General features: G+C 30.5%; 26 protein-coding genes. 14 read left to right on the top strand and 12 right to left on the bottom strand.

Annotation, left to right across the window (positions count from 1 at the left end):
* Positions 1–53 precede the first annotated feature (53 nt).
* The 12 genes from xerA to DFQ11_RS09020 all read left to right on the top strand — a co-directional run bounded on the left by xerA (position 54) and on the right by DFQ11_RS09020 (position 10,881).
* Positions 54–1,184, top strand: coding sequence for a site-specific tyrosine recombinase/integron integrase (gene xerA / locus DFQ11_RS09075; RefSeq protein ID WP_110475569.1), 1,131 nt, complete (start codon positions 54–56; stop codon positions 1,182–1,184).
* A gap of 64 nt (positions 1,185–1,248) precedes the next feature.
* A complete protein-coding gene (locus DFQ11_RS09070) occupies positions 1,249–1,656 on the top strand; it encodes a hypothetical protein (protein ID WP_110475568.1) in 408 nt (135 codons plus the stop codon).
* A 153-nt stretch (positions 1,657–1,809) separates the two neighbouring features.
* Positions 1,810–2,295 (top strand): hypothetical protein, encoded by a 486-nt coding sequence (locus tag DFQ11_RS09065; protein ID WP_146221520.1) that lies wholly within the window; start codon positions 1,810–1,812, stop codon positions 2,293–2,295.
* A 306-nt stretch (positions 2,296–2,601) separates the two neighbouring features.
* A complete protein-coding gene (locus DFQ11_RS09060; protein ID WP_034647249.1) occupies positions 2,602–3,012 on the top strand; it encodes a Fur family transcriptional regulator in 411 nt (136 codons plus the stop codon).
* 67 nt (positions 3,013–3,079) lie between these two features.
* Positions 3,080–5,263 (top strand): TonB-dependent receptor, encoded by a 2,184-nt coding sequence (locus DFQ11_RS09055; RefSeq protein WP_110475566.1) that lies wholly within the window; start codon positions 3,080–3,082, stop codon positions 5,261–5,263.
* 1 nt (position 5,264) lies between these two features.
* Entirely contained in the window at positions 5,265–6,059 is a 795-nt protein-coding gene (locus DFQ11_RS09050) for a cation transporter (RefSeq protein ID WP_110475565.1), read from the top strand.
* A 357-nt stretch (positions 6,060–6,416) separates the two neighbouring features.
* Positions 6,417–7,214, top strand: coding sequence for a hypothetical protein (locus DFQ11_RS09045; protein WP_146221519.1), 798 nt, complete (start codon positions 6,417–6,419; stop codon positions 7,212–7,214).
* A 133-nt stretch (positions 7,215–7,347) separates the two neighbouring features.
* Positions 7,348–7,902 carry a hypothetical protein gene (locus tag DFQ11_RS09040; protein ID WP_110475563.1) on the top strand — a complete coding sequence of 185 codons (555 nt, stop codon included), beginning with the start codon at positions 7,348–7,350 and terminating at the stop codon, positions 7,900–7,902.
* 130 nt (positions 7,903–8,032) lie between these two features.
* The gene (locus tag DFQ11_RS09035; RefSeq protein WP_110475562.1) at positions 8,033–8,566 is read left to right on the top strand and encodes a hypothetical protein; all 534 of its coding nucleotides are present in this window, start codon (positions 8,033–8,035) and stop codon (positions 8,564–8,566) included.
* Between the two features lie 154 nt (positions 8,567–8,720).
* On the top strand, positions 8,721–9,620 hold the full coding sequence (locus DFQ11_RS09030) for a helix-turn-helix domain-containing protein (protein ID WP_110475561.1): 900 nt from the start codon (positions 8,721–8,723) through the stop codon (positions 9,618–9,620).
* 84 nt (positions 9,621–9,704) lie between these two features.
* A complete protein-coding gene (locus DFQ11_RS09025) occupies positions 9,705–10,202 on the top strand; it encodes a hypothetical protein (protein ID WP_110475560.1) in 498 nt (165 codons plus the stop codon).
* Between the two features lie 142 nt (positions 10,203–10,344).
* A complete protein-coding gene (locus DFQ11_RS09020) occupies positions 10,345–10,881 on the top strand; it encodes a hypothetical protein (RefSeq protein ID WP_110475559.1) in 537 nt (178 codons plus the stop codon).
* Between the two features lie 202 nt (positions 10,882–11,083).
* On the opposite strand, the gene DFQ11_RS09015 is transcribed toward DFQ11_RS09020, so the two are convergent.
* The 12 genes from DFQ11_RS09015 to DFQ11_RS08960 all read right to left on the bottom strand — a co-directional run bounded on the left by DFQ11_RS09015 (position 11,084) and on the right by DFQ11_RS08960 (position 24,950).
* Positions 11,084–11,725, bottom strand: a complete 642-nt coding sequence (locus DFQ11_RS09015; protein WP_110475558.1) for a DUF6266 family protein — start codon at positions 11,723–11,725, stop codon at positions 11,084–11,086.
* Positions 11,726–11,862: 137 nt separating this feature from the next.
* On the bottom strand, positions 11,863–12,303 hold the full coding sequence (locus DFQ11_RS09010) for a DUF6943 family protein (protein WP_110475557.1): 441 nt from the start codon (positions 12,301–12,303) through the stop codon (positions 11,863–11,865).
* A 952-nt stretch (positions 12,304–13,255) separates the two neighbouring features.
* Entirely contained in the window at positions 13,256–13,990 is a 735-nt protein-coding gene (locus DFQ11_RS09005) for a hypothetical protein (protein WP_110475556.1), read from the bottom strand.
* Positions 13,991–14,206 (bottom strand): hypothetical protein, encoded by a 216-nt coding sequence (locus DFQ11_RS09000; RefSeq protein ID WP_110475555.1) that lies wholly within the window; start codon positions 14,204–14,206, stop codon positions 13,991–13,993.
* Between the two features lie 55 nt (positions 14,207–14,261).
* Complete coding sequence (locus tag DFQ11_RS08995) at positions 14,262–16,703, bottom strand: DEAD/DEAH box helicase (RefSeq protein ID WP_110475554.1); 2,442 nt, start codon at positions 16,701–16,703, stop codon at positions 14,262–14,264.
* Positions 16,700–18,673: a DNA methyltransferase gene (locus DFQ11_RS08990; protein ID WP_110475553.1), complete on the bottom strand. Its 1,974-nt coding sequence runs from the start codon at positions 18,671–18,673 to the stop codon at positions 16,700–16,702. Before DFQ11_RS08990 ends, DFQ11_RS08995 begins: the two co-directional genes overlap by 4 nt.
* Positions 18,673–18,876 (bottom strand): helix-turn-helix domain-containing protein, encoded by a 204-nt coding sequence (locus DFQ11_RS08985; RefSeq protein ID WP_110475552.1) that lies wholly within the window; start codon positions 18,874–18,876, stop codon positions 18,673–18,675. Before DFQ11_RS08985 ends, DFQ11_RS08990 begins: the two co-directional genes overlap by 1 nt.
* Before the next feature lie 111 nt (positions 18,877–18,987).
* A complete protein-coding gene (locus DFQ11_RS08980) occupies positions 18,988–20,379 on the bottom strand; it encodes a DUF6965 family protein (protein ID WP_189343010.1) in 1,392 nt (463 codons plus the stop codon).
* Positions 20,380–20,471: 92 nt separating this feature from the next.
* A complete protein-coding gene (locus DFQ11_RS08975) occupies positions 20,472–21,956 on the bottom strand; it encodes a DNA primase family protein (RefSeq protein ID WP_110475551.1) in 1,485 nt (494 codons plus the stop codon).
* Positions 21,957–21,975: 19 nt separating this feature from the next.
* Positions 21,976–22,266 carry a helix-turn-helix domain-containing protein gene (locus DFQ11_RS08970; protein ID WP_110475550.1) on the bottom strand — a complete coding sequence of 97 codons (291 nt, stop codon included), beginning with the start codon at positions 22,264–22,266 and terminating at the stop codon, positions 21,976–21,978.
* A 91-nt stretch (positions 22,267–22,357) separates the two neighbouring features.
* Complete coding sequence (locus DFQ11_RS08965) at positions 22,358–23,731, bottom strand: hypothetical protein (protein ID WP_110475549.1); 1,374 nt, start codon at positions 23,729–23,731, stop codon at positions 22,358–22,360.
* A gap of 1 nt (position 23,732) precedes the next feature.
* Positions 23,733–24,950 carry a site-specific integrase gene (locus DFQ11_RS08960; RefSeq protein ID WP_110475548.1) on the bottom strand — a complete coding sequence of 406 codons (1,218 nt, stop codon included), beginning with the start codon at positions 24,948–24,950 and terminating at the stop codon, positions 23,733–23,735.
* A 327-nt stretch (positions 24,951–25,277) separates the two neighbouring features.
* On the opposite strand from DFQ11_RS08960, the gene DFQ11_RS15110 reads away from it, so the two are divergent.
* Positions 25,278–25,865 carry a hypothetical protein gene (locus DFQ11_RS15110; RefSeq protein ID WP_146221517.1) on the top strand — a complete coding sequence of 196 codons (588 nt, stop codon included), beginning with the start codon at positions 25,278–25,280 and terminating at the stop codon, positions 25,863–25,865.
* Positions 25,866–26,121: 256 nt separating this feature from the next.
* Positions 26,122–26,289, top strand: a complete 168-nt coding sequence (locus DFQ11_RS15170) for a hypothetical protein (RefSeq protein ID WP_158524997.1) — start codon at positions 26,122–26,124, stop codon at positions 26,287–26,289.
* Positions 26,290–26,738 lie beyond the last annotated feature (449 nt).

Raw genomic sequence — 26,738 nt, 5'->3', positions numbered from 1 at the left:
CTTATTAAACTCTTAAGATACTTATAAAGCTTAATTTAAGCAAAAAACATATTATGAAACATAGTCAGCACATCCAATTAAAGCATTTATTAATAGACAACAAGAGGCACATTGGTCTTCAGTTTTACACAAATAAGGCTTTAGAAATTTTAGTTAAAGAGCTTGATTCTGTACAGTGGAGTGACAGCTTTAACATGTATTATATTCCTAACACCAAACGTCACTTAGATAGTGTTTACCGTATATTTAAGGGTGTTGCATGGATTGATTCCAAATATTTTTTTGAAAAGACAAGATCTAAACAACTTGACGAAGATTTTAATATTGGTTGGTATAAAAGACGTAAGCATCGATTGAACTACAAGTATTGTCCGGATTCATATGTACAGAAGCTTGAGTTAAAAAAATATTCGAATAACACTGTAAAGTCTTATATTGCTAGTTTTGAAGACTTCATTAATTTTTATTACAATAAGGAGATTGACTCATTGAATGAGATTGACATTAGGGCATATTTAACCCACCTTATAGAAGAAAATCGTTCTAATTCTTATATTAATGTTGCTATTAATAGTATAAAGTTTTATTATGAAATTGTAAAGGGCATGCCTAACAGGCTGTATATGATTGAGCGTCCTAGGCCGGAAAAAAAGCTTCCTATTGTTTTATCTAAAGAGCATGTTAAGCGTATTATAGAATGTACTAATAATATAAAACATCGTTGTATTGTAAGTTTACTATATTCTGCCGGTTTAAGGCGGAGTGAGTTATTAAATTTAAAGCTTTCTCATATAGACAGTTCACGGATGCTTATACACGTGACAGACGCTAAGGGAAATAAGGACAGATACACCTTACTATCTGTTAACACTTTAAATGATTTACGCACATATTATAAGCAGTGGAAGCCAAGTGATTACTTATTTGAGAGTCCAACTAAAGGACCATATAGCGCGAATAGTGTGGGTAAGATAGTTTCTGATGCTGCTAAGAAAGCAGGGATTAAGAAACGAGTTTCCCCGCATATATTGAGGCATAGTTTTGCTACTCATTTATTAGAATCTGGGACTGATCTTCGTTATATTCAGTTATTATTGGGTCATAATTCTACCAAAACCACTGAAATTTACACACATGTAGCAAAAAGTAGCTTTGATTTTATAAAAAATCCATTAGATTTGTAAGTATATGTATAGTTGATATATACACAACACTAAACATACAACAACGTTGGCAAACATTTGAGAAATGACAAAAATCAGATATTCAAAAGAAAGATTAAGAAGTAATTTAAGAATGGGAATATTCTTTGTAACAATCGGAATTATTTTCGTTTTGTTATCTTTTATTATAAAATGGAAAGAAATTTCACTCGCTTCAATTGGAATTGGACAAATTTTGGCAGGAATTCCAATGTTTATGATTTACTACTTTGAGAACAAAAAACAATATCTGACTCTGAAAAACGGAGAATTAATTAAGAACACTTTATTTCCGAAAAAAATAAAACTTAAAGAAGTGAAATTTATAAGAGAATTTGCTGGAGATTTAAAACTAATTACGGAAAAAACTGAATTTGTAATTGACACTCAAATCGTCGAAACGAATTCTTTAATGGAATTGAAAAGCTTACTGAAAAATTATAATCTGAAATAAAAAAACGATTTGCCAACACCGTATATAAAAAATTGCTGGTTTCTGGCTTAACCAAAGTTAGTTGCTAGTTTTGTTACGTCTGATTTTCCTTCGGAAAATCCTCGCACACAAAACCGCAACTTTCCATATACATAAACGTTACCCTACATTTGAATGAACATTCGTCTAAGTTTAATATTATTGATTTTCATCTTAGTTTCTTGCGTAGAAAAACACACGTCAGATAATGTTACAGTTTTAATAAATCAATTCGGAAACGAATCATTCCGTTATGGAAATTTAAAAACGTGGGAACCTAATAAATCAGAAATCAATTTTACCGAAAAATTTATAAAGGAAATAATTAAAAATAATATAACGGATTATGGAGTCAAAGAACTTAGTATAAATTTCAATGACTATTATTATCAATTTATCCCTTACTTAGACAAAAACAATCGGAAAATAATTTATGTAAATTCATTGTGTAAAGATTTTGTTCAAAATCCCATTCAGGATTTAAGCAGTAAAGATGTTCAAAAAGAAATTGAATGGAAATCTCATTATTTCGATGTTTATGATGGTGGAAATTGCTTTTGGCAAGTCCAAGTGGATGTTGATAAAAAAGAATATTTTGATTTTTCAGTAAACGGATTTTAATAAAAAATAGAAACGTAGGGTAACACCGTGTAAAAAACATTGCTTATTTTGGTCTAAACTATTGGTCGTTGCTTTTTTGTAACTCTGATTTTCCTGCGGAAAATCCTCGCATACAAAACCGCAACGTTCATTACACAAATACGTTGTGCATAATGCAAAAAATCGTTCTAAAATTCAACATTTGAACTAAAAAAGCCAACCGCACAAACAGCACATTTATTTTTTTTGCCAACGCGAAATACCAACGCTAAAAAAATAAAAGAGCTGTTTTTCGCCAACGCTCGAAAAAAATGATACATTAGGAAAATGCAAACTGAAGAAGAAATCCTAAAAATAAAAAAAGTAAAAAACACCGCAGTCAGAACTGTGGTTTTACGACATCTTTTGAGCCAAGAAAAAGCCCAATCTTTAAAAGATATTGAAAACGCGTTGGCATATACTGACAGAAGTTCGATTTTCAGAACGCTGAAAACATTTGAGGAAAACAAAGTTATCCACAGCATTGAAGATGGTTCTGGAATGACCAAATATGCGGTTTGTGCCAAAGGCTGTAACTGCGACCCAAAGGATTTGCACTATCATTTTTATTGCACAAACTGCGATAAAACATTCTGCCTTTTTGATGTTCCTATTCCCAAAATTCAACTTCCCGAAAACTTCAAACTACAACAAGCAAATATGGTCGTAAAAGGTCTATGCGATAACTGTAACAAGTAATCTTTGCAATCGAGTTGCAGTAAATCCTAAATACATTTGCATTATTCTTTTAAACCAGAATAAGCAGATGAAAAACATATTTTTAAACACATTATTTTTATTCGTATCAATTATATCTTTCGCACAGACGAGTGATATTTCCATTTCTGTTAGAGATGCAGAAACTAACGAACCACTATTGGGAGCGACCGTCTATTTTGAAGAATTAGAGAAAGGAGCAGTAACCGATTTTGACGGAATTGCAAGGTTCACAGAAATCCCAAACGGAAACCTTATTATAAAAATTTCTTACATAGGCTTTGAAACCATAGAAACTACTATTGATGTTGGAACAAAAACAGCGTTCGATTTCAAGCTCGAATCGGGAGGAAATGAACTTGACGAAGTAGTCATACAATCTTCAAGAAGTACAAGAACTGTTAGAAAAATACCGACGAGAATAGAATTTATCGGAGCGGAGGAATTAAGCGAAAAAGCAGTAATGAACCCAACGAATATTTCAATGGTACTTCGGGAAAGTACAGGCATACAGATGCAACAAACTTCGTTAAGTAGCGGAAATACCAACATTAGAATTCAAGGTCTCGATGGACGATATACACAACTTTTGAGAGATGGATTTCCACTTTATGGCGGTTTTTCTAGCGGTTTGAGTATTTTACAAATTCCGCCATTAGACTTAAAACAATTTGAAATAATAAAAGGAAGTTCATCAACGCTTTATGGTGGTGGTGCGATTGCAGGTTTGATAAATATGGTTTCCAAAACACCAGACGAAGAACCTGCTTTGGATATTATGTTGACACAAACCCAAGCTCTGGGAAGTACAGCAAATGTATTTTACAGCAAACGGAATGAAAAATTTGGTGTTTCACTTTATGGTTCAGGTCATTATCAAAAAGCGTATGACCCAGAAGATGATGACTTTAGTAACTTGCCAAAAACAACTTCGATTTCATTCAACCCAAAGTTCTTTTATTATCCATCGGAAAAAACAACATTTTGGTTTGGCTTAAACGGAACGTATGACGACAGAATTGGTGGCGACATCACAAAAATTGAAAGTGGCGAAAATGGCATCCATCAATATACCGAAGAAAACGTATCGAAAAGATTGAGCAGTCAAGCGGTTTACGAAACTCAAATAGATTCCGTCAGTTCATTAACTATCAAAAATAGTATCTCGTTCTTCGACAGAGAACTGACCATTCCCGATTTTACATTTGACGGTAAACAAACCAATACATTCACGGAAATAAACTATCAAAAGTCAGCCAATAAAACAGATTGGATTTTTGGAGCAAACCTATATACTTCTGATTTTGATGAAAATGATAATGCAACTTTGCAACGCGACCAAACAGACATAACTTATGGAGCATTTGCAAATAACATTTATGACATTTCGGATAATTGGATTTTGGAAACAGGATTGCGAGCAGATTACAATACTGATTTTGGCTTTTTTCCGCTTCCACGAGTTTCATTGCTATACAAAAACGATAGTGGATTTTCGAGCAGAATTGGTGGTGGATTAGGTTACAAAATTCCAGATATTTTTACAGAAGAGGCGGAATTTATCAATTTTGTAAATGTACTTGGTATTGATAAATCTTCACTAAATGCGGAACGTTCTTACGGTGTAAATCTTGATTTCAACTATCAAACACGTTTATTTGAAACCGTTGGTTTTTCTATTAATCAACTGTTTTATGTAACTGCGATTAATGATGCATTACTGTTAAATTCAACTGATAATGGATTTTTCCAATTTGAGAATGCAACAGATGAAATTTTGAGCAAAGGTGCTGAAACAAACATCAAGTTTACCTATAAAGATTTTCGTTGGTTCTTGAATTATGCACTCATTGACACAAAATTGAATTATTTGGCTGGAAATCCACAAAAACCGCTAACTGCAAAACATAACGCAGGAAGTGTTTTGATGTACGAATCTGAAAAATGGCGAATCGGTTACGAAACGTTTTACACAGGAAAACAATTTTTGTCTAATGGAACAGAAACAACCGACTTCATAACAATGGGTTTTGTGGCAATGCGAAATTTTAAATGGGGAACAACGTTTGTGAATTTTGAAAACTTTACGGACAGAAGACAAAGCAGGTTTTCGCCATTGGTTTTGCCACCACACGACAATCCAGAATTTTCCGAAATTTATGCACCAACAGACGGTTTTATATTTAGCGTTGGAGTAATAATCAAACCTTTTGGAAACGAAGATGACGACTAAAATGAACAAAACGATATTTGAAATCAGTAAGATGGATTGTCCTTCCGAGGAAAATCTTATACGAATGAAATTGGACGGAATTTCAAGTATTGCGAATTTGGACTTTGATATTCCGAACCGAAAACTGACTGTTTTTCACAGCGGAGAATCCGACCAAATTGAAAAGTCAATTATCGAATTAAATTTAGGCGGAAAGAAAATTTCGACCGAAGAAACCAACGAAAAAGATTTTGTAGAAAACACCAACCAAAAAAAGCTACTTTGGATTGTACTGGCGATAAATTTTGTCTTCTTCATTATCGAAATGACCACAGGACTCATCTCGAAATCAATGGGATTGGTTGCCGATAGTTTAGATATGCTTGCGGACAGTTTCGTGTACGGAATTAGTTTGTTTGCGGTTGGTGGAACGTTGATTAAGAAAAAACGGATTGCAAAAATTGCAGGCTATTTTCAGATAACACTTGCGATTATCGGATTTGTGGAAGTATTGAGAAGATTTTTTGGAGCCGAAAAACTTCCCGATTTTTCAACGATGATTATCGTGTCGATTTTGGCACTTATCGCAAACGGAATTTGTCTTTACATTTTACAAAAGTCAAAGAGCAAAGAAGAGGCACATATGAAAGCAAGTATGATTTTTACTTCCAATGACGTGATTATCAATTTGGGAGTAATAATTGCAGGAATTTTAGTGAATTGGCTAAATTCCAACAAACCTGATTTAATTGTTGGAACAATCGTTTTTATAGTGGTAATACAAGGTGCATTTCGGATTTTGAAATTAAGCAAGTAATCGGAATTGCCAACGCTTAAAGCCAAACACATTTACAGTCGCTCAAGCCATCGCACCACCAAAACTGTAAAAGAATATGTCTTGCCAACGCTCAATTTAGAACTAAATAACAAACATCGGAAAACCAAGCAAAACGTGAAAAGCACTATGCACAACAATGTATATAAAACATAGCTATTACAGGCTTTCCGAGAGGTTTTTGCTTCTCTATTAAGTCCACCAAATTTTTATTTTTGTATATTTAAAAAATTAAAGATAAATAGAAAAAATAAAAATTTGGCTCGTGTATAATCCGAAAAGTTAGTGTTTATTTATACGCTACGTTTCATATACTAGACCGTTAGCAAACATTTAAAAATGAGCAAGTTAATACTAATTTCTCTAATGATTTCAACAATGTTAAGTTGTCAAAAAAATATTGACCATCTTAATATTGAAAGTGAATTAAAAGGAAATACTTTTGACATTATATCAATTGAAGAAAAAGACACTCTAACTATTGAATTTAAAGACTCAACATATTCGGTTTTCTCGTCTAGTGCATTTTTCGAAGCAATGTACAGAAAATTACCTTGGAGAGTCACGACTTTTGATAATAATCAGTTTTTAGTTATGGCTTACAAAACATTCGCTATCAAGCAATTAGATAAAAATACTTTTGATGGTTTACTAATTGGTGTGAAAGATTATGAATATACTCTCAAGAAAAGAAATCCGAAATGGAATAAAGAATTGTTAATAGGTACTTGGGTTATGAATGAATTAAATGATTATTATAAAAACGACAGCATTCCCAAAACACCACCTAATCTTATTCCACCACCTCTACCACCACCAAATTTTAAACATAAAAGAGACTTTCAAGAACAATCTTTATATGACATTACATTAGACTCAATTAATGTAAAATATGGCTACTCTGAATCAAAATCAAAAATTCACATAAATAGTAGCTTTGAATTTATAACTATGGACGTAAAAAGCAATTTTAGAATAACTGAACAAGTCTGGAAAATAAAAACGCTTACTGATAGTATAATGGTTGTTGATAAAATTATAATGGAAAATAATGATGATTATAACGGTGTTAACGTGAAAACAATAGAAAATATCGTATTAATAAAAAAACGATTTGCTAACACCGTGTATAATTAATTGCTTGTTTTAAGCTTACTTACGAACATTCCTGCGGAATTTTCTCTGGCTTGTAAAAGTTTGCTAAATTAGCTACCTAACCACGCAACTAATCATACACAACGACGTTGGCAACAATTAAACCAAAACGCAGATGAATACTTCAATTTTAGAATCTAAATTGAAAAGACATAGAATTTCCTACTCAAATGAAAACGGAAAAATAATTATTGGGAAATCAAAAGCAGATTATGGAACACTAATCGGACTTGTCATTCTTCCAATAGTTGCTGCTCTTGGAATTTGTTTATTTATGTTTATAAACGATGTTGAATTTCGCGGAAAAATTATTGCTGGGATTATATTATTGTTCGGAACAGGATTTTTTAGCTACTCAAGAATAAGAGCAAAAAAACAATCAAATGACAACTTAAAAACACTTGACCACAAAGCAATTAAAATAAAAAACGATTTTGGAGAATATACCTTTGACGCAAAGAGCATAAAAGATTTTGAATACTCTGCCGAACAAATTGGAGAAGAAACCTACGAGGGAAATCTTTACTTAATAGACAACGAAGAAAGGAAACATCAAATTCTCGGATTTGACGACGAAAATGAAAAATATGTTCTGAATGATTTAAAATGGTTTTCGGAATATTTAATGAATCACGTAGAATTAAAAATAACTGTTGCCAACAATGTATAACCGCCATTGCATCTGATTTTCCTTTCGGAAAAACCTCGCAATTGGCTAATGTTGTGCTTATTAATATTCATAATTTCTTTATCTTGCAACGGACGGTTATACAAATCCGTTACCCAACATTTGACCAAATATGCACGATAAACTGAAAAACATAATTCTGACTTTAACACTAATTGGAATTGGATTAGGAATTTTCAGTTACAGTAAAATGTACGAGTTCTTTTATCAAGAATTTTACTTTCCAGCAATATTGGCGATTATATTAATTGTGTTTTTCTTCTTGCCAAAGAATTTAAAGATAAAAAGCAAATTTTTGAATTTAACAGCACTCGGAATTGGAATTGTTTTAGTGACTCTGACAACTCAACTGACTTTGGACTATTTTGGAATGATAAGGACTGAAAAAATATTGACTGAATATCACGAATTAGATTGCGAAAAAATAACTGACCGATTTACAACTGATTTAGCAAATAATGAAATGAAATATTTTTCGAGTGGTTTAGTTGGTTCAGGAAATTTATCGGAAAATATAAAAGAATACGGAATAGAAAATTTTGACCTTGGTTGTATGGTTTACGACAATCTGAATTGCTACAATAAACTCGTTAGCAATTATCTAAAAGACAAAAAGAATATTACGATTAATGAACTGTATGAATAATAAAAACGTTGGGTAACACCGTGTATAATTAATGGCTGGTTCTCGCCTACTTACGAAAATCCTCGCGGATTTTCTATTCGGTTTTTATTTGCTAAATTAGTTGCTTAAACACGCCACTAATCATACACAATCACGTTGTGTACCATTAAGAGATATGGAAAATCATCAAAATATTCCCTCATTATTAAAGTCAATTAATTTAGAAAAACATATAAAAAGTAATGATTTTCATATACTAAGGTTTGAAGATCATACCAATGAAATTCCTCATAAAACAACTTTACGAAAATGCGAATTTTATCAAGTTTATTTTTCCAAAGAATATAACGCTGATATTATTATAGATAATGTTTCTTTTTCCTCAAACAACAAAACAATTTTATCATTTCTTACACCGCAACAAACTCTTTCAGTTAATGTTAAAAGTGTAGAAAACTTATCAAACGGATATATGATATTATTTAATTCGTCATTTATAAGCAATACGTTAAGTGATTTTAACCTACAAAAAAAATATCCTTTTTTCAATCTAAACTACTCGCCATTTTATCAATTAAATGAAAACCAAAATCTTTTCAAAGAGTTGTTTAGTAAAATTTATGATTTGTTCAAATGTTTTACACTTGACAATGAAGAGATTATTAAGTCCTATTTAAAAATACTTCTTCTTGAAACTAAAAAATCTCTAGTAAACGAAACTCTAACGAATTCTTTTATTTCACGAGAACAACAAATTGCATTCAAATTTGAAAGTTTAATCAGAAAATATTCTCACACTCGTAATTCATTAAGTTTTTACGCTAACGTACTAAATTTAAGTGTGGTTTACTTGTCTGAATGTGTAAAAAAAGCTACAAACAAAACAGCTAAAATGGTTATTAATGATTATGAAATACTTGAAGCCTCTACACTGCTAATACAATCAGAAAAAACAATAGACGAAATAGCTGACCTATTAGGGTTTAGTGCAACATCAAATTTTATTAATTTCTTTAAAAAGATGACAAATCAATCTCCTACAAATTTTAGAAAAACACAAAAACCTAACTTTTAATAATTAACACATAGATTTTAGTATTATAAACAATGTTTTACCGTTGTAGTTTTGCAGTATGAATTTTAAAAAAAAAAGCATAAAATGAATACAGTAAAAACAAAAAGAGACTTTAACTGGTTAATAGCAACATTTATTTCTTTAACTGGATTAGGAATAGTCGAACTATTTGAGCAAATTACCTATGTAACCAATTGGTTGGTTGGTGACATCGTTGAAAATGCAGAAAATTTCAGAAAATTTCACCACGTGGTTGATGCAGGAGTTTTTCACTTCCCTACTTCAACCATTGTGCTAATCGGATTTATTGGCTTAGTTATTAAAAAATCTGGCTTTATGCAAAAAAAGCAAGACAAAAAAATTGTTTGGAAGGCTTTTATAGCATTTTTAATTACTTATGGAATTTCAGTTTACATTATTACATTTATTAATGTTCCTGTTTTTAGTGAAAACATTATTCCTGCCGAGCAAATACCTTCAAAACTAAAATTATGGGGGATTTTGAATGCTTTTCGAGTGATTTTACCAGCTTATGCCGTTTACCAGTTAACAAAGTTGTTTAGATTGAAAGAAAATAAATAAACGGTACACAACAATGTGTATAAGTAATAGCGGTTTGAGTGCAAACTCGAACCGTTTCTGTGTTTATTTGAGTATATTGCTTACCGAAAAGTAGTGCTTATATATCCGCTACTACTCATACACTAGACCGTTGTGCATAATTATGACAAAAACCCAAAAAATCGTTATAGCCATTATTTCAGTTATTATAATTGGAATCATATACTGGAATACAAGAATTCAAATTGAATATTATTTTCTAAAAAAACACGTGGTTTTTTGGTCTGAAAACGTGGAAATAAAACCATCTGATTTTAAAGCAGAAGCTAATTTGAATTCTGACTCAAACGAATCGTGGTTTCACGGACTTTACTTAAAATCGACCAACTTAAAAGATGCAGAAGTAAAAGCATTATTTGATCAAAATAAATCGTGGATAAAAGACACAACGGATTTCAAAGAACTGATGAAAATGCAGAAATTGCGATTTGACCTTTACGAGAGTTTTGCGAGAAAATTTAATAAAGAAATTAATAAAATTAAATACAGAGATGACATATTATATTCGGATTTAGAAAAAATTGGCACGAAAATTTATGCTGAATTATTAGCAGTTGAGGATAGTATCTATAAAACTGACTTGCCTATAGAAGAAAATATTGACTATTGGAGACCAAAAATAAACCGAATGTTGGAATAAAATAAATAACTATGCACAACACCGTGTTATATTAATATACCTTTGTATGTGTTGTGTTTAAAGGCTTAAAATAAATATTATTAAAATAGGTATAACATAGGTCTAACATTTTAAACCTGATAATTAAGTGATTTGTAAGCATAAAAAAACCGCTTCTAAATTAATAGAAACGGTTTTTAATATGTATTTAAACTTAAAGTTATTAAGCTGCCGTACCAGAGCCTAAATACACACTATTCGATACTGTTTTACCATCTTCAGTTACAAATGCCATAAAAAGCTCTACTGTATCACCTGCATAGGTATTTGGTATTGTTACCACTTGAGAGCCTACAGTTCTATCAGCACCATCAAGGATAGATATTGATTCCCTTTTACTTGGATTGTAAACTAAAACCATTGCTTTGTCGGTTACATTTGCATTTCCTTCTGCTGAGTTATCATCCCAACTAAAAGCAACTTGACCAGGAGTAGCTAAATCAGTTGCACCATTTAGAACACTAGATAAACCACCTCTACTTAGTAAAGCTAAAGAGTAATCAATAGTAAAGTTCGGTGCAGAACCGCCTACAGCATTATTCAGCACATAAGACATAGCAGCATTAAATTCTGTTTTCTTAGTTGCAAAAGCCTTATAACCGATCTTTACAAAATCTTTATTTGCTTGTAGATACTCCAATGTAATAGTGAATTTATTACGTTGATTAACTTGCCCCTCTGTACGAGGGTTTGCCACGCTTGATGGCTTAATTCTAATATAGTCAATACCTTTCCAGCTACCGCCTATAATGTTACCTACCTTACCAGATAAGCCTCCTAAAATTCCTTGGGCTATTTTCCCCATCTTTATAAATATTTAAAATTAATACTCGTTCGGATTTGGTACGGACTTGATATTGCTTTTAAACCTATTTAACTCTATTAATATAACGAAAATAATGCCTTTTTGTTAATGTTCTAGGCACTTACGATGCCTTTGCATTAGACAACTTTACTTTGCATTAGATTGAAACAATTACGGATATACGCCATCTTCAAATCGGACATTTTATTAATTGTATTTTGAAGCTCATTTTGTTTTTTAGTAATAACCTCAACAACATTAATAAGCTTTTGTATCTGACCAGAGTTGTTTCTGTTTGATATTAAGCCTTTTTTAAGCGTGTTTCTGCAATCATCTATTGATATGAACGGAATAACACTTCCTTTTAAATAGTGAGCGTAGAAACCGCCTATTTGCAACATCATCGACAAGTAAAAAAGGGTATTTTTATCTGTTTCTGTCTTTGTGATTACAACAAAACAGTTAGGGCAAGGATCTGGTAGTGGTTTTCCACTATTTAGACCTTTATTTAAGATGAAAAAATGAGGGTTTGAGTAGGTTCTTCCGACTTGGTGTGTTTTTAGTTCAAAAGTTGACATAGCTATCCAATTTAAAATTGCTTCGCTATGCTTCGCACCATTATTTTTTTTTGAAAAGAAAAAAGACAGCTATGTTGAATGTGACGTGGGTAAGGCTGTCAAGGTTTACGGGAAAAATACTACCTGGAAGGTGGAGATTTTTTCCGTAACCCGTAGGGCTTGACCTTGATAGGCTTTAGCGTTGGCTGAAGGAAGGCACATATATTTGCATGCTTTTTTATATTTTATAACCATCTTTCTATTGTAAAGGAGTAACAATGTTAATCACTTTTTGGGGTATTAACACTTAAAAAAATAGGTTTTAGTTCTACATTGAGGGGTGGGTGAAGCGGTTGTATGGGTAGCGTTTTAAATTGTTGCTTGGTAAAGCAGCTTTTAAACACGCTACGCATACTGGACTTGTAGCCGATAGCTCTTTTCTTTTTTGACTCCTTGGGCTTTTGCCCAGGGTAAGGCGAAAAAGGAATGTGCTATGGCGTAGTACTAAAGTTTCTAAACCTATTTTTTTATTACCGCTGAAAAGGGTGGTTGGGGAAAAGTGGAAATTATAATCGTGAGGGATTGGTAGTACTACAGTTTCAATTTATACGGTTGTTTGTTGGTTGTTCGGATGTGCGCGTGGGCTGAGCGGATATTTTACATAATGACAGTTATAGGAGAGCTTTGGGCTAGTGTGGGTGAAGCGGCTGTTCTATAACTACGCATTATGTAAACATAGCTTGGGGTTGTTTTTATGGCGGCATAGTTGTTTGAGCGTTGGCAATAGCTCTTTGCTTTTTTATTGTACAATTTTCTAAAAATAGATACTTTTAAATAAAACAAGCAATGTGCTATTATAGCGTTGGGTACAACTATTGTGACATAAAAACAACTAGGCGGCTGGGCGGGGAACAACACAAAAGACAGAGGGGTTTTGCTTTTTCGCAAAATACTGGGTTTTGTGTTGTGGGGACTAGAGTTTCTGTTCTCTTAGATTTGGTTCTTCTAAAAAATTATTAAATCTATCAAAAACATTATAGTCAAATTTAGAAACTAAAATTATTTCAGATTTCGGGATTAAAATCCCCATTTTATCATCAATTAGTCTCTCTTGATCGTTTTTTATAAAATATTGTAAGACTGATATGTAATCTGTTGTAAGAATAAATTCTTGAGTATCTTTATCTCTATAACCACTAAAATTAGGAATAATTGTAATATGTGAATTACCTATAGGCTCTGAAATTCTGCTAACATAACCAACATATACTTTATTATTTTTTGTTGTTATCATTAAGAGTTTGTCTTCATCATTTTTACTTTGTAATGAAGACCAAAATAACTTCTCATATTCATCCCCCCATTTATCTACTACATAATTTAACATATAGCGATTACTAATTAGAAAATTCAAAAATTTAGCAAAAGGAAAAGCAATCAAGAATATTAAAATAGAATGATTTAAACCGGAATAATTTATAGGTATTATATTTCCAAGTGACTCTCTAATGTTGATCAAGCATGCACTTTTCAAAACATATTCATCTAAAAATAATCCTAATAGTGATACAAAAAAAGCCAAGATTAATGAATTAAATATCAATCTTTGTCTTTCTATTCTTTGGTGATAAAACTTAGTTAGTTTAAATGTTATTAAAAAAACATAGCCCCCTAAGAGTGGAAGTAGAAGCAAGTCAAATTTAGGCATTTAAATCTGCTTTACTCTCAGTTTAGTTTTAGCAATACTGTTAGTCTGATTTGACTTGTATCTATCAAGAGCTTTAGAAAGTTTTGATAATAAGGACAAAGATTCTGTTTTATTATTAAAAATATCCTCACTACGCATATAAAAAGCACCATTAGAGGTTACTCTAATTTTGGAGTAATCAGTATTTTTTTTTATTGTTCCTTTTCTAGTGTTCATGATATAATGAATTTTGTAATTAAATATACAAAAAAGATACCAAATATATCTTCGTTTATTTAAATAAGCTTGAAAACAATTTCCAATGTTGTGTTAATTTACCTGGTGTATAATTATAATCAAAACTTACTTTATCTCCCTTATCCTCCGTGAGATACTTTTCATTATTGAAATAATACCATTGATTATTTTCCAAAACAACTAAACCACCTACATAATTGCCGCCTTCTTTATTCAAAACTTTTAATTTATTTGCTAGACCTTCTGCTCTACCTTCTGGATTTTGTGCTGTATTACCACTCTTTGTGTCAAATATGCCTATTCTACCATCTTTGAATTTAATTATCCAATCTGGGTAAAATAATGCTTCTTCTTTCTTACCTGTATTAAAATATTTTAAGCAATAGTATTCTTTACCTGAATCGCCATTTTTAAACCACCAATCTATTTTATCTTTATGTTGTTCTAAATAGTTTAAAAACTTTAATTCGTTTACTCTACCATTGTATTGTTTCTTTAAATAAAAAGGTTGAACTACACTTAATTCTGAAGTACCTTCATCTTTGGTTAATTCTGCATAATCATCTGTAAAGGTATATTCTTCTTTGATTTCAAACAAAGGTGCTTCTCGTTTTTCTATTTCAGTCTTACGCTTTTCTAAAAACGCTTTTTTAATTGGGTAATATGTTTTTAATGTTTTGGTTAATGCCTGACGAAATATACTTGATTGCTCTTTGTTTAAATCATTAATTAATATGCGATAATACAAATTACTATCTTGGTCAAAAATGCTCTTAAACCATACTCTAAATGCTGATTTTAAAGGTGACCAAGAACGAGCAACGTTAGATACTTTTGCTTCTGTTTCTGTTTGCTCTGTTAATAATTGATAGCAATATAAATTGAACATTTTTTCCACATCATTCCTTGATATTTCGTAATCTTCTTCATGACCTTTTTTAGCGTAGTCAAGATTTATTTTATCATAATCTGTAAATACTGCATCGACAATTAATTTATTGGTAACTGTTGGGTTTATATCTACTCCTTTTGCTGCGATTTTTTCTCTAATACTAATTGGATGGTCTTTTTCTTCAACATCAAAAAAGTCATTAAAGGAACTTAAAAATGACATTTGAAATTTTACTGCGTGACCTAAATCACCATAATCAACCCTTGATACAAAATCTGAATATAGACCTTTTATATTTTCAATATTATCCTTTCTTGTAGAAGTATAAATAAAAGGTTTGTTTTTTAGTGTTTGATCTGGAATTTCTACATCATTACGTTTGTAGTTAGTAAATAGATAACCTGTTCTTAAATTAGGATTGTTTTTATAATCGTCTTTAGCATTAGGTTCTGGCATCCTTAAAATTCTACCAATAGTCTGTGTGTAAAATGATGCTGAATTTATTTCCCTAAACATTACTAAAACGTGGGCTCTTGGACAATCCCATCCTGTTCCTGCTGCTTGTTTGAACAACATAAAATCAATATCACTTTCATTATGAGTAATGAAATCCATGTTTTTCTGTTTACCATCAAACCATGAAGCAACTTTACGCTCTACGTCTATTTTCTTTTTAGTAAGATAATCAAGTACTATTTGTTCTTTTGTTTTTTGATTAGACTCTTTTAATTTACTATCATCATTTGGTAATTGAATTAATACTAAAGGGTTAATTTCTTTCCCCAAATCTTTAAATTCTTGTTTTAATTCTAATTGCTTTTTAATTGCTAGCTCCAGTAATAATTCGTCTAAATCTTTATTAGGGTATTTTATTAAATCTTCTTCTGTTTGAACTGCTATTTTTTCTTTGATTAATCCCTCGGCTACGACATCATTTCTATTAACTCTTACATAACCTGCAAGACCTTCATCTTCTTCATCTCTATTTGGGATATACTTTGGTGTTGCAGAAACGTTTAGTATTACTTTTGGATTTATTATATCAATTATATTTTGTGCTAAATTTGTTCTACTACTTATGTGGCTTTCATCTACAATAAGTATGATTTCCCTTCCTTCTTTATGCGTGTTTTCAATTAAATCTTCAAAATAATAACCCTGTTCTTTTAATAAGACTTTATCATCTGGTCTCCTTAACACTCTATTATCAGCACTGGTAGAAACTAATTTTTGCCAATTGATAAATAGAATATCATTCTTATAAAACTTACCTTGTTTAAAATCATTAACTGTAAGCAATCCATTTTCTAAATTAGAATCAAAATATTCTTGAAACTTATCTTTACTCTGCATTGCTAAATCATCAGAAAAAGTAATCCAAATAAAAGCCTTGTCATAATCCCAATTTGGTAACGCATTAAGGCCGTGGACAAAATTTGAAACCATAAATGTTTTACCACTACCTGTTGGGGATTTAAACACTAAATGTCTTTGAGGTTTTGTTTGCTCCCAAAGTCTAATAAAACTTGATGTTAATTTATCTATTGCTTTCTTTTGAAAGTCTAAAGGACTGAATTTGCTCATACAGTTACTATATTGTATATTTTTTTGTAAATCTCTAAAATTGGTTGAGGAATTGTTTTGATAGTAATATGGTCTAAATGGTCAAATAAACTCTCAAACTCACTTCTATTGCCCCAACTAAATAAATATAATGCTATTGGTTTTTTTATGCTCTCTACTTTATCTAAAAAGGCTTCCATTTCGGTTAACTCTTCTTTAAAATAAATAGCTGTTACCTTTTTATCATTTCCAAATAATTGATAACATTTACTTAATTCTATTTCTTCTAAAGTGTTTTCTGCTATTGAAAGTAAATAACCTGCTTTATGTGCTAAATTAGATTTATCTTCATCTGTTGCTGATAATATATTATTAGATCCAACAAAATCTGTTTTGTAATATTTTAAAGAATTACCAAGCCCTGTAATTTTGTTTTGCTTTTTTGTATAACCACTAATTATAAACCTTCCCTTTTTAACTTCTACTTTTATATCATCATATTGACTTTTATAGGGTTCATTAGTGTATTTATCAATAGCTTCTAATATTGATGAGTTATCTTCAAGATTCCCTTTATTTAAAGTTAATTCGAACAGAGTGTCTTTTTGGTTTTTTTTTTGTTGATAACCATTTATTACATTATTAAGTCTTGGGTGGGTGACTTCGTGAGCAATATTTGCTTCATTATTAGTACATAAAATTACCTGACGCTTACCTTGATCTATATTATTTTGCTCTAATACTGCTTGACCTGTTGAGCCGCTACCTGCAAAAAAATCTAATATTATTGAATTTTTGTTATGAGTACCAATACTAAAAACAAACTTTAAAAAATCAACTGGTTTTTTACCATTTGTAAACTTGATACCACCTTCATAACCAACATTATTAAAAATCTCTTCAAAATCATAGAAGTTAGGATAAGGAACAAGTTTAGTGTCTTTTTTGTTTAATGGTAAACCTTGATAATAAAAACCATTAGTACCAGTTGTATCAAATGGTTGGCGAATATAACGATAACCTAAACCATCACCACGAGTACCCATATCAATTACCTTATACAACGTACCTAAACCATCACTTTCTTTTCTACTTCTTAAGTTTAGTTCATAATATTCAGATGCAGAACCACTCTGGGTAATTAAAGAACCTCGAATATTATATTCTTTTAGAGCTTCTGTAGAAGGCTCAACTCTTTCAATTTCATATTCGCCTGCTTTAAATATATGTACCTCTCTCCCTGCAATATTAGCAATATTTGGGTTGTCTATTTTCTCTACTACTTTATATTGATATGCACTTAATGATGTATTATCCTTAACTCTCTTTATTGTTTTGAACTTATTTGATTTACGATACATCAATAAGTATTCAGATGTTTCGTGAAAATCATTATCTCCTCTCAAAATTCTATCCTCGTGTCTTACCTTTATATTAAATGTTGTTAGGTAATTAGAAGGATGAAAAATTTTATCACATAACAATTTTAAACCAGCAAATTCAACCTCATTAATGGAAATAAACATAGTACCATCATCTTTTAAAAGATTATGTGCTAATTCTAACCTTTTATTCATAAACGACAACCAGTAACTATGCCTCAATGGGTGGTCTTTTGGCACTTCTGTGCCATCTGGATATTTATCTAAAATTCTTTTATCTTTATACCTAAAACCATCAGAACCTGTGTTATAAGGTGGGTCTATATAGATTAAGTCAATTTTATTTTTGTGTGTATAATTTAGACAAGTTAAAGAATGGTAATTATCACCTTCAATTAATAAATGGGTTGGTTTACCATCATTATTTTTAATTGCTTTGTCTTTTACCTCTGTTAAAATTGGTAATTGGTTTTCAGATTCTTCTTCAAAAGCTTCTGGAACATCTAACCAAGTGATACCATATTTTTCTGTTTTTATTCTATTATTTGAAATCTCTAATTTCTTTTTTAGAGCTTCAATTTCTGCAAGTAATTCTTTTTCTGTTGGCATTAGTTATCGATTTCTTTATTAGAAACAATCAAATCTTTTATATCTACATTTAATATTTTAGCAATATCATAAAGGACTTCAAGTGTAGGCTGGTTTCTGTTTTGAACATAACCATTTACAGTATTAAAACTTTTACCTAACTTATCTGCTAACCAGACCTGTTTAATACCCTTTTCTTCTAAAACTTCTTTAATTCGGTTCATAAAAGCTTGTGATTTGAAGCAATAAATATATAGTATTTACATTGTATTTATATAATGTCTTGCGTTATATTTTTGATTAATATGATTTAGTATTGATAATATAAGTAAAAACTAATAATCGCTTAATAGTGATTTCACCTCTTGAAGCCTTGATAAATAGGGTTTATAAATCAAATTACCATTGTTTGACTTAATGGTTAACATATGACTATTTATAAATTTAGAAACATCTAAAATCATAGTACAATCATTAAGTTTTATAGGGTTTTTCGACAATGTAATAGATTCAAAAAAATCGTTAAGTTCTTTTATCTCCTTGTCCCAATTTAAGACTTGCTTATCTTCACAGGTTTTATTAAATATATTGTCATCTATTTTAATTGCTTCAATTGGTTGAGCCTTAACTTTAGACTTTTTAATAATTGAATCTGGTTTTAACTTCTGTTCTACTTTCGGTTGATTTAAAGTAGTTTTTGGTTTAGGCTTTAAAATTGGTTTCTCTCTGAAATCTTGCCAATTCAATTTTATTAGATAGTCTGCTATATCTTTGCCTTGATCTCTGTCTTGATTAGGTGCAAATTGCTCTAATAAGTTTGAAACAATGAAAGTTGAGTTTTCTAATTTTGATTGAATATTTTGAGCTTTAGTAGACCACAAGTTATATGCTTTACTTTCTTTAGATAAATCTGGAAAGAGGAATACTTTACGACCTTTTAAGGCCTTACATTTTTTTAGATTTAAACTACTTAAATTATAAACCGCTAACCAAAGCAAATTTTTAGGGTTGTTAGGAAAGCCAAAATACAATGTACTATAGATTGCTGTTTTTGGTGCTTCGACTAATGCTATTGGATTGTGAGGATATTTAGACAATAGATGCTCACCGAATAAACAAGATACTTTAGTGTCATTGTTGTTATAATCTTTTAGCCATTGTGGAATTTCTTTTTGATTGTTAATGCAATGCTTTTCTATAATGGCGTGTAAAAAATTTGTGTTTATCGTATGGTTTGATTTATTGAATGTTTTCACTTGAATTGCTCTAACATTGTTTTGAATATCGATAAAAGGAAATGTTGTACCACCTTTACAATATCCTTTTGTTATAGTACCTAAATGATATTGTGCAATAATTTTCTCAACATCATCAGCTTTAAAGGGGTATGCAATATTGTTCAGTAAATTTTGAATAAAATCATTTTCTTGATAAGCCATTCTTGTTTTGTAAAACACTTCTTTTGGAATAAATACTTGTTTTGGCTTTTCTAACGGTATATTAATTTGATATAGAAAATCGTTCTTAATTGTATTATCTTTTGCATAACCATTTTTATATGGGTTTAAATGATAACCGCAATTAATCTCTCTATCACATCTTCCATAATTATCAGGTAAATATTGCTGTGTTTCTGCATCAACATATCTTACAAAGCGTTTTTTATGACAAGCTGGACAACGATGTTTTTTGCTGCCTTTTTCAAAAGTGTATCTATATTGGCTCATAAAAAGTTTTCTCTAGAGGGTAACTTTAGTAACTTTAGTAACTCTTACTGTTACTTTAGTTATTTTAATTACTGCTTTTAAACATCTTTTTTTTAATAGGGAATTTCCTTTGTAATAAAAGCTGCTAGTTTATTACCTGTTACACGCTCTACTATTATTTTATAGTTTTTTAGCCTTTTAGAAAAATTGACTTTACTTACTGGTTTAAAACCATCTTCATAACAATACTGTCTGTAATGTGGGTACAACTCTTTTATAAGCGTATACTCATTTGGGGAAACAACATAATCGTTTTCATCAATAAACATTTTAACGCTGTCCGATTGTTTTTTATAATCTGCAACTGCTTCTTCTGCTGCTGTACATTTTGAAAAGCCTTTTTGTTCTAATAAACGATTTAAGCCTTCTAAAACCCAATTAAAGACACCTGATAGTTCTGTTTCTATAATTTTATTATGTAGGTTTTTGTCTTGCCTTTCTGGTGGAATGGTAACATCAAAAGGAATAATTAAAAATCGCCTAAAATATGCGTTTGTCTGTTCTACCTCTTTTGGCAGATCATTACAATTGAATATTAATTTTGCATATTGTTTTAAAGTAAAAGGTTCACCATAAGGTAATCGAGCTTCTACAGGTTCACCTGAAACTAATTGTTTAAAAATTGAGCTTTCTAATTTGCCATTAATTTCTGATGCATAATTCACTAATTTGTTAGCAATTTTTGCTCTGAAATAGCCATTCTCATTTGTTAAGCTCTGTAAAGAATAATTACTTGTGTTTTCATCACCAAGTAAGGCACTAACAACTTGAAAAAATACAGATTTTCCATTTGCTCCACCACCATATAGAATTAATGCTTTTTCTTCTTTGAGCCTATTGCTATTGTGTTTTATAAAAAGAAAACCTAAAAATTCTGCTAATACATTTTGACGCTCTTTATCTGGTAACACTTCATCTAAATATGCTTTAAATATTGGTGCTTCTGCTTCTGGATTATATTCAAAAGGTAATTGATATGTAATAAAGTCATTAGGGTTAAATGGTCTTATTTGAGTACCATCTGCATTTATTTCAAATGTTCCATTTTTTAAATTTATTAAAACATTGTCGGCTGATGGTGGTATAGCTTCCAGGTAAGCGGTTGCCAAAAATTGTTCGTATAATTCCTTTTTGAATTTATAATATTTCGCAGAAAATTTAGGCACACCCATTTTTTCAGCTGCTTTACCTAAAAATTTTTGAAATGCTTCTTTGTCAATTTCACTCCAATAAGAACCATTGTATAAATAAATGAAACTATGATTTTTACATAAACCCCAATTATTACTTTTAGCTACATTTAAAACAGTATCAATTGAAATAATTGAATAGTGTTTATTTGTTAGTTTAAAATTGTCGTGAACACTTGGGTTTGCTACTCTCTCAAAGTCTACTTTATTAAATTGGTTTAAAAGTTTAGATAAGATATTAGTGTGTTTAACCTCTTTAGTTTCTATCAAGCCATTAATATGTCTAATAATTGTATTAGGCTCTTCTAAACTCTCAAATTGAGGGTTTAATGGTACAGCATTACTCATAACTTTACAGATTTAAGGATTAATACTTACGTTTGTTAGAAAATGCAGCTTTATAGTTTTTGTCTAAAAGCTTTTGAACATCACTCATTCTATAATAGATTTTAGAGCCTATCTGTGAAAATGATACAATGCCTTCGTCACGCCAAGTTTGAGCGGTACGTTTGCTAATATTCATTAACTGAAGAAATTCTTGATTGTCTAAAAAAGTGTCTTGAGGCTTCTTTTGTTTTTCCTCTAATTGCTTGTTTAAAGCGTCTAAACGATTAACTAAATCTTTGTACTGTTGGGTGCTTAAAATAATTGCTTCCATTACGATATATTTTTAAAATTATACCGCAATATTGCCCTAAACATAGGTAGCTATAGGGTCACCCTTATAATACCCTTATAACAGGTGTATTTTAATGTATTGGGTTGTTTTTAATGTACTGTAATGCTTCCTTTTTGTAATTCTCTGATGTTGTAGATGCATCTAATTCTGACCTTAATTCTAAATTTATTTTATCTGCAAAAACATTGCATAACGTTGATAAACCAATATTCGGAATTATCATCTTTTCCCTTAATGCTTCTATCACTCCCCTTAATGCACCTTTCTTTCTTGGTGTTAAAATGCTAGTGCCATTTAGCGTTATACTTAAATCTTCAAGTAACTGTAAAATATATTCTTGTTTGTTGGTTTGTGGAATAAGAGAATTGAAATCTTTCTTTAATTCTTTAGATGGTTTTTTAGATGGTTTTTTAGATGTAGATGTGATACCATTTTTAAAATCGTTTAAAGCATTTATTGTAGCTTCTTTAAATAACTCAAAATGTTTAGTATAATGTTTCCAAACGTGCATTGCATATTTAGATAAATAGGTTTCTTCTTTGTATTCCATATAATTTGGAAACCAATACGTATCGTGATATAGTCTTTTAAATGCTTCTACTCGTTTTTCTGGTGTATGGGTTTTAAATTGATTTACCGATAATGTTAGGTATTTATTAATTTCAAAGTCGTTTAAGGGTTTAATTCTTTCATATAATGATTTTAAAAACTCATTGTATAAGTCGCCAGATATGAAGTTATCAAAATACATAGGGTCAAAAGTGTATTTTTCCCATTCATCATCAAGTTTACGTTTGTATCCTACTGCTTCTATTGCTAAACGTTTTTCTAATTCTTCTACAATAAAAACGTTTTTAGATTCATCGTTTTGGTAGTTGGTGTAGGTCATTACTGGATTGGTCAATTTCTCTCTTTCTTGTTGTTTTTTTTCTTTCTCTACACTTTTCAATATACTCTTGAAAGTTGTTAGTCTATCTGCAATCGCCATATATTTGATAAAATGCGACATAAACTTATTATCAATACCAAAATACCCTTCTTCAATCATTTCTTCCCATTCTAATTCATCAAGATTCTCGACATCTTCTACCTTTTTAAACTTCATTGTTAAGACTTCTAAAACATCATCAAACTCTTGTGATAGAAAATTTCTAATTAATCTTACCCTGTATTGATCATAATTATCACCTGATAAATCAAATTCGGTTGGGCTTATATAGCATCTTAAAAACTCTGCAATATCTGGACTGCATTTAGCGAGTTTCTTTTGCATTTTCTTAATCTCCTTTTTGGTAAATACATCTTTTTCTTCATCATTAACACAAGAACTATACATTAATTTATCCTTATCCCTTTGAGAGTAAATAGCTGATTGAATAAAATTATCAATAGCTTCCGTGAATTTGTTTAACAACAATAATTCTATTTTTGAATATTCACCCATATTAATTGATGTATTTATCTACTGCGTTATCTAATTCACTACTTATAATTTTTGCATACACTTGGGTAATACCAATATCTGAATGGTCCATAAGTTTAGAAACGTGTTCTATACGCATACCATTGTTTAATGCCCTTGTAGCAAATGTATGCCGGCTAATATGAAAGGATAGATTAAAAGGTAATTCTAGCTTTTTCCCCATTTTACTTAAATACATGTTGCTTAATGCTATCGCTCTATTTAGTAATAAATTTCTATGTTCTTTATCCGTAAAATATGCATCATCAATATTTGCAAAGGGAAAAATTATATCTTCTTGCGTCTGGTCTTTATGTGTATACTTATTTAATATATCAACTGCTTTCTGACCAATTCTAATGCTATGCTGCCTATTAGTTTTCCTGATAACCTTAGTTATTTTGCTGTTTTTTTTATCATAATTCTTCCATTTTAGCTCAATCATATCACCAAACCTTAAACCACCAGCGAATACAGAAAAGATAAACATGTCTTTAATGATTTGAGCTTTGTGTTCATTAGAAACTTCTAATTTAATAAAAGTATCTAATTGTTCGTCTGTTAAATAGCGCTTAGTACTTTTCTCTTTTTTAACTCTAAATTTGCTAAATGGAAATAAATCTAATGGTATCAAATCTTCTCTTTGAGCTTCTTTAAACATTATTTGAAGAATCTTCAATGAGAAATTTATAGTTGTATTATTGTTGCCTAACTTAGAACTACAATAAGAGGCGTAATCTTTAAGTGTTGTTACTGTAATATCTTCAAACATTAACTCACGATGGCCTACAAACTTTTCAAATTTATTTAAGTAGGTTTTATAGTTCTTATACGTGGAATATGCTAAGGTATCTTTTAGCTTTTCGCAACGATTATCAGCGTATTCAAAAAAGTTAGTTAGAGGCTTTCCTTTAATGGCTTCTTTTAGTTTTCTAGCTGTTGTAGATTGATTCCTTCTTTCTAAGTCTGCAATTTCGCCTTTTGCATCTGCTACCTTTTGAGATATGTAAGCATTTAGTCTTGTAGAGTTGCTATGATTCTTTTTTACTTTTTGCTTATCTTCATCCCATTCATTAGGTTTTAATTTTAGGCTTAATGAAATGAATTTAGTTTTACGATCTTTGATAATTCTTATATAAAGAGGAGATTCACCTGCTTTATCCATCTTATCTGTTCTTAGTATTAGTTTTATTGAAGACATAAAGTACTGGTTTTTAGGCATGCAAAAGAGAGCAACCGAATACTAAGGTACAACAAGTGGTATAACAAAACAAACATTTAAGTGCATTTTGTTGCACTATATTACATTCTGTAAAAACTATAAAAGCCTATGTATAAAGGGTTTCAAGGAAAACAAAAGAAAAGGAGGGAAGTATCTATATAACACCGTGTATAATTAATTGCTTAGTTTTCGCATACTTACGAAAATCCTCGCGGATTTTCCATTCGGTTTTTATTTGCTAACTTTAGTGCATAAATCACGCAACTAACCATACACAAAACCGTTGTGGTGCATTAAAACGAACCTATGGAAATACTATTTGTAAACGAAAAATTTGATGACGTTATTCATAGTGACGGCGGACTTTCTGAACAAAACCGAAAGGAAATCGAGGAATTACTTGGACTTGGTTCAGTTGAAAAAGTTAAAGAAGTAAATATTGGACCTGGAGCGGATTTATTTGTTATTCTCGCATCAATAAACGCTATAGTTAACGTTTTTTTAATTGGCGATCGATTGGTGAAGGGAATTGACGGATGGATTGAAATCGGAAAAAAAATTAAAAGTCTTTGGAAAACTGAACGTTTAGTATCTGTAGACAAGGATGGAGCAAGTCTGTTGGCAATTGAATATTTAGCAAGCCTTGAGAATATCACTTCTTTAGAAAAAGTTAATGAACAGGAAATAAATATTGTAAAACTTAATGGACTTTTTAATGATAGACAACCAAATGAATTAATTTCTAAACCTCACGGATACTTTGTTCAAAGCTATGTGGTTAATGACGAAAAGTTTTACATTATAGGAATAAAATCAAGTGGCGAAGTTAATTTGATAAAGTGTTTTGAATATGGCAATCCATACGGACTAACTGAATTGAAACCTGAAAAATAACGCACCACAACAATGGCTATAAGTAATTGCTTGTTCTCGCCTACTTCTGAAAATCCTCGCGGATTTTCAGTTTGGTGTGTACTTGCAAAGTTAACTGCTAACCCACGCAACTACTCATAGCCGAGACCGTTGTGTGTAATGTAAAAACAGAAATGATTCTTGATTAATAGTTATATAATCCAAATTAAATTACAAAATTTTGTAACAATATTTATTACTATGCGTCAAATAAGAAAATAATTTAAAATATATAAATATGAAAACAAATGATTTAATACTTGTAGTTGGAATTTTGGGAATTTTATTTTGTGGATACTTTTTGATAATTGGAAAAGATACATCAACAAGTTTAATTGGATTTATATCTGGATCAAGCTTGATATATCTTTGGAGTTATTTAAGGAAAAAAACAAAAAAAATATAACTAAATCTCTTTTGTTGTAATTTTGGAGTTTTACGGTAAGCTTAATTTAGATATGTTGGAAAATATACAGTTACAAGATTAATTGAGTTTATTTACAAAATAATCATAATATTTTTCGGCTCTATGTCGATTGCAATGTGTCGCTTTATATTGTATAATTATTTTTGATTATGCAAATCATTACTGATACAAATGTTTATCCTTAAAAGACTTACGATATAAGTTAATTTTTAAAAACATAATGTCCATCGTATTAGACATCGAACCATTTTTTCTTAAAATTGTGGAAATAAAACAGACATATGAATCCAAACTCTGAATAGAATCATATTCTAATGTAAAAACACTACACACAACAAAGTACTGTGGTAAAAAACAAGTAAAAAAGCATTAATTTCTCACCAAAGAACTTCTGTAACTATCCTCATATATTAGTCCAGATTTAGCAA

This window comes from Winogradskyella epiphytica, assembly GCF_003217215.1.
GTDB classification, from domain to species: Bacteria; Bacteroidota; Bacteroidia; order Flavobacteriales; family Flavobacteriaceae; genus Winogradskyella; species Winogradskyella epiphytica.
This window is presented reverse-complemented; position numbering and strand designations above follow the sequence as displayed.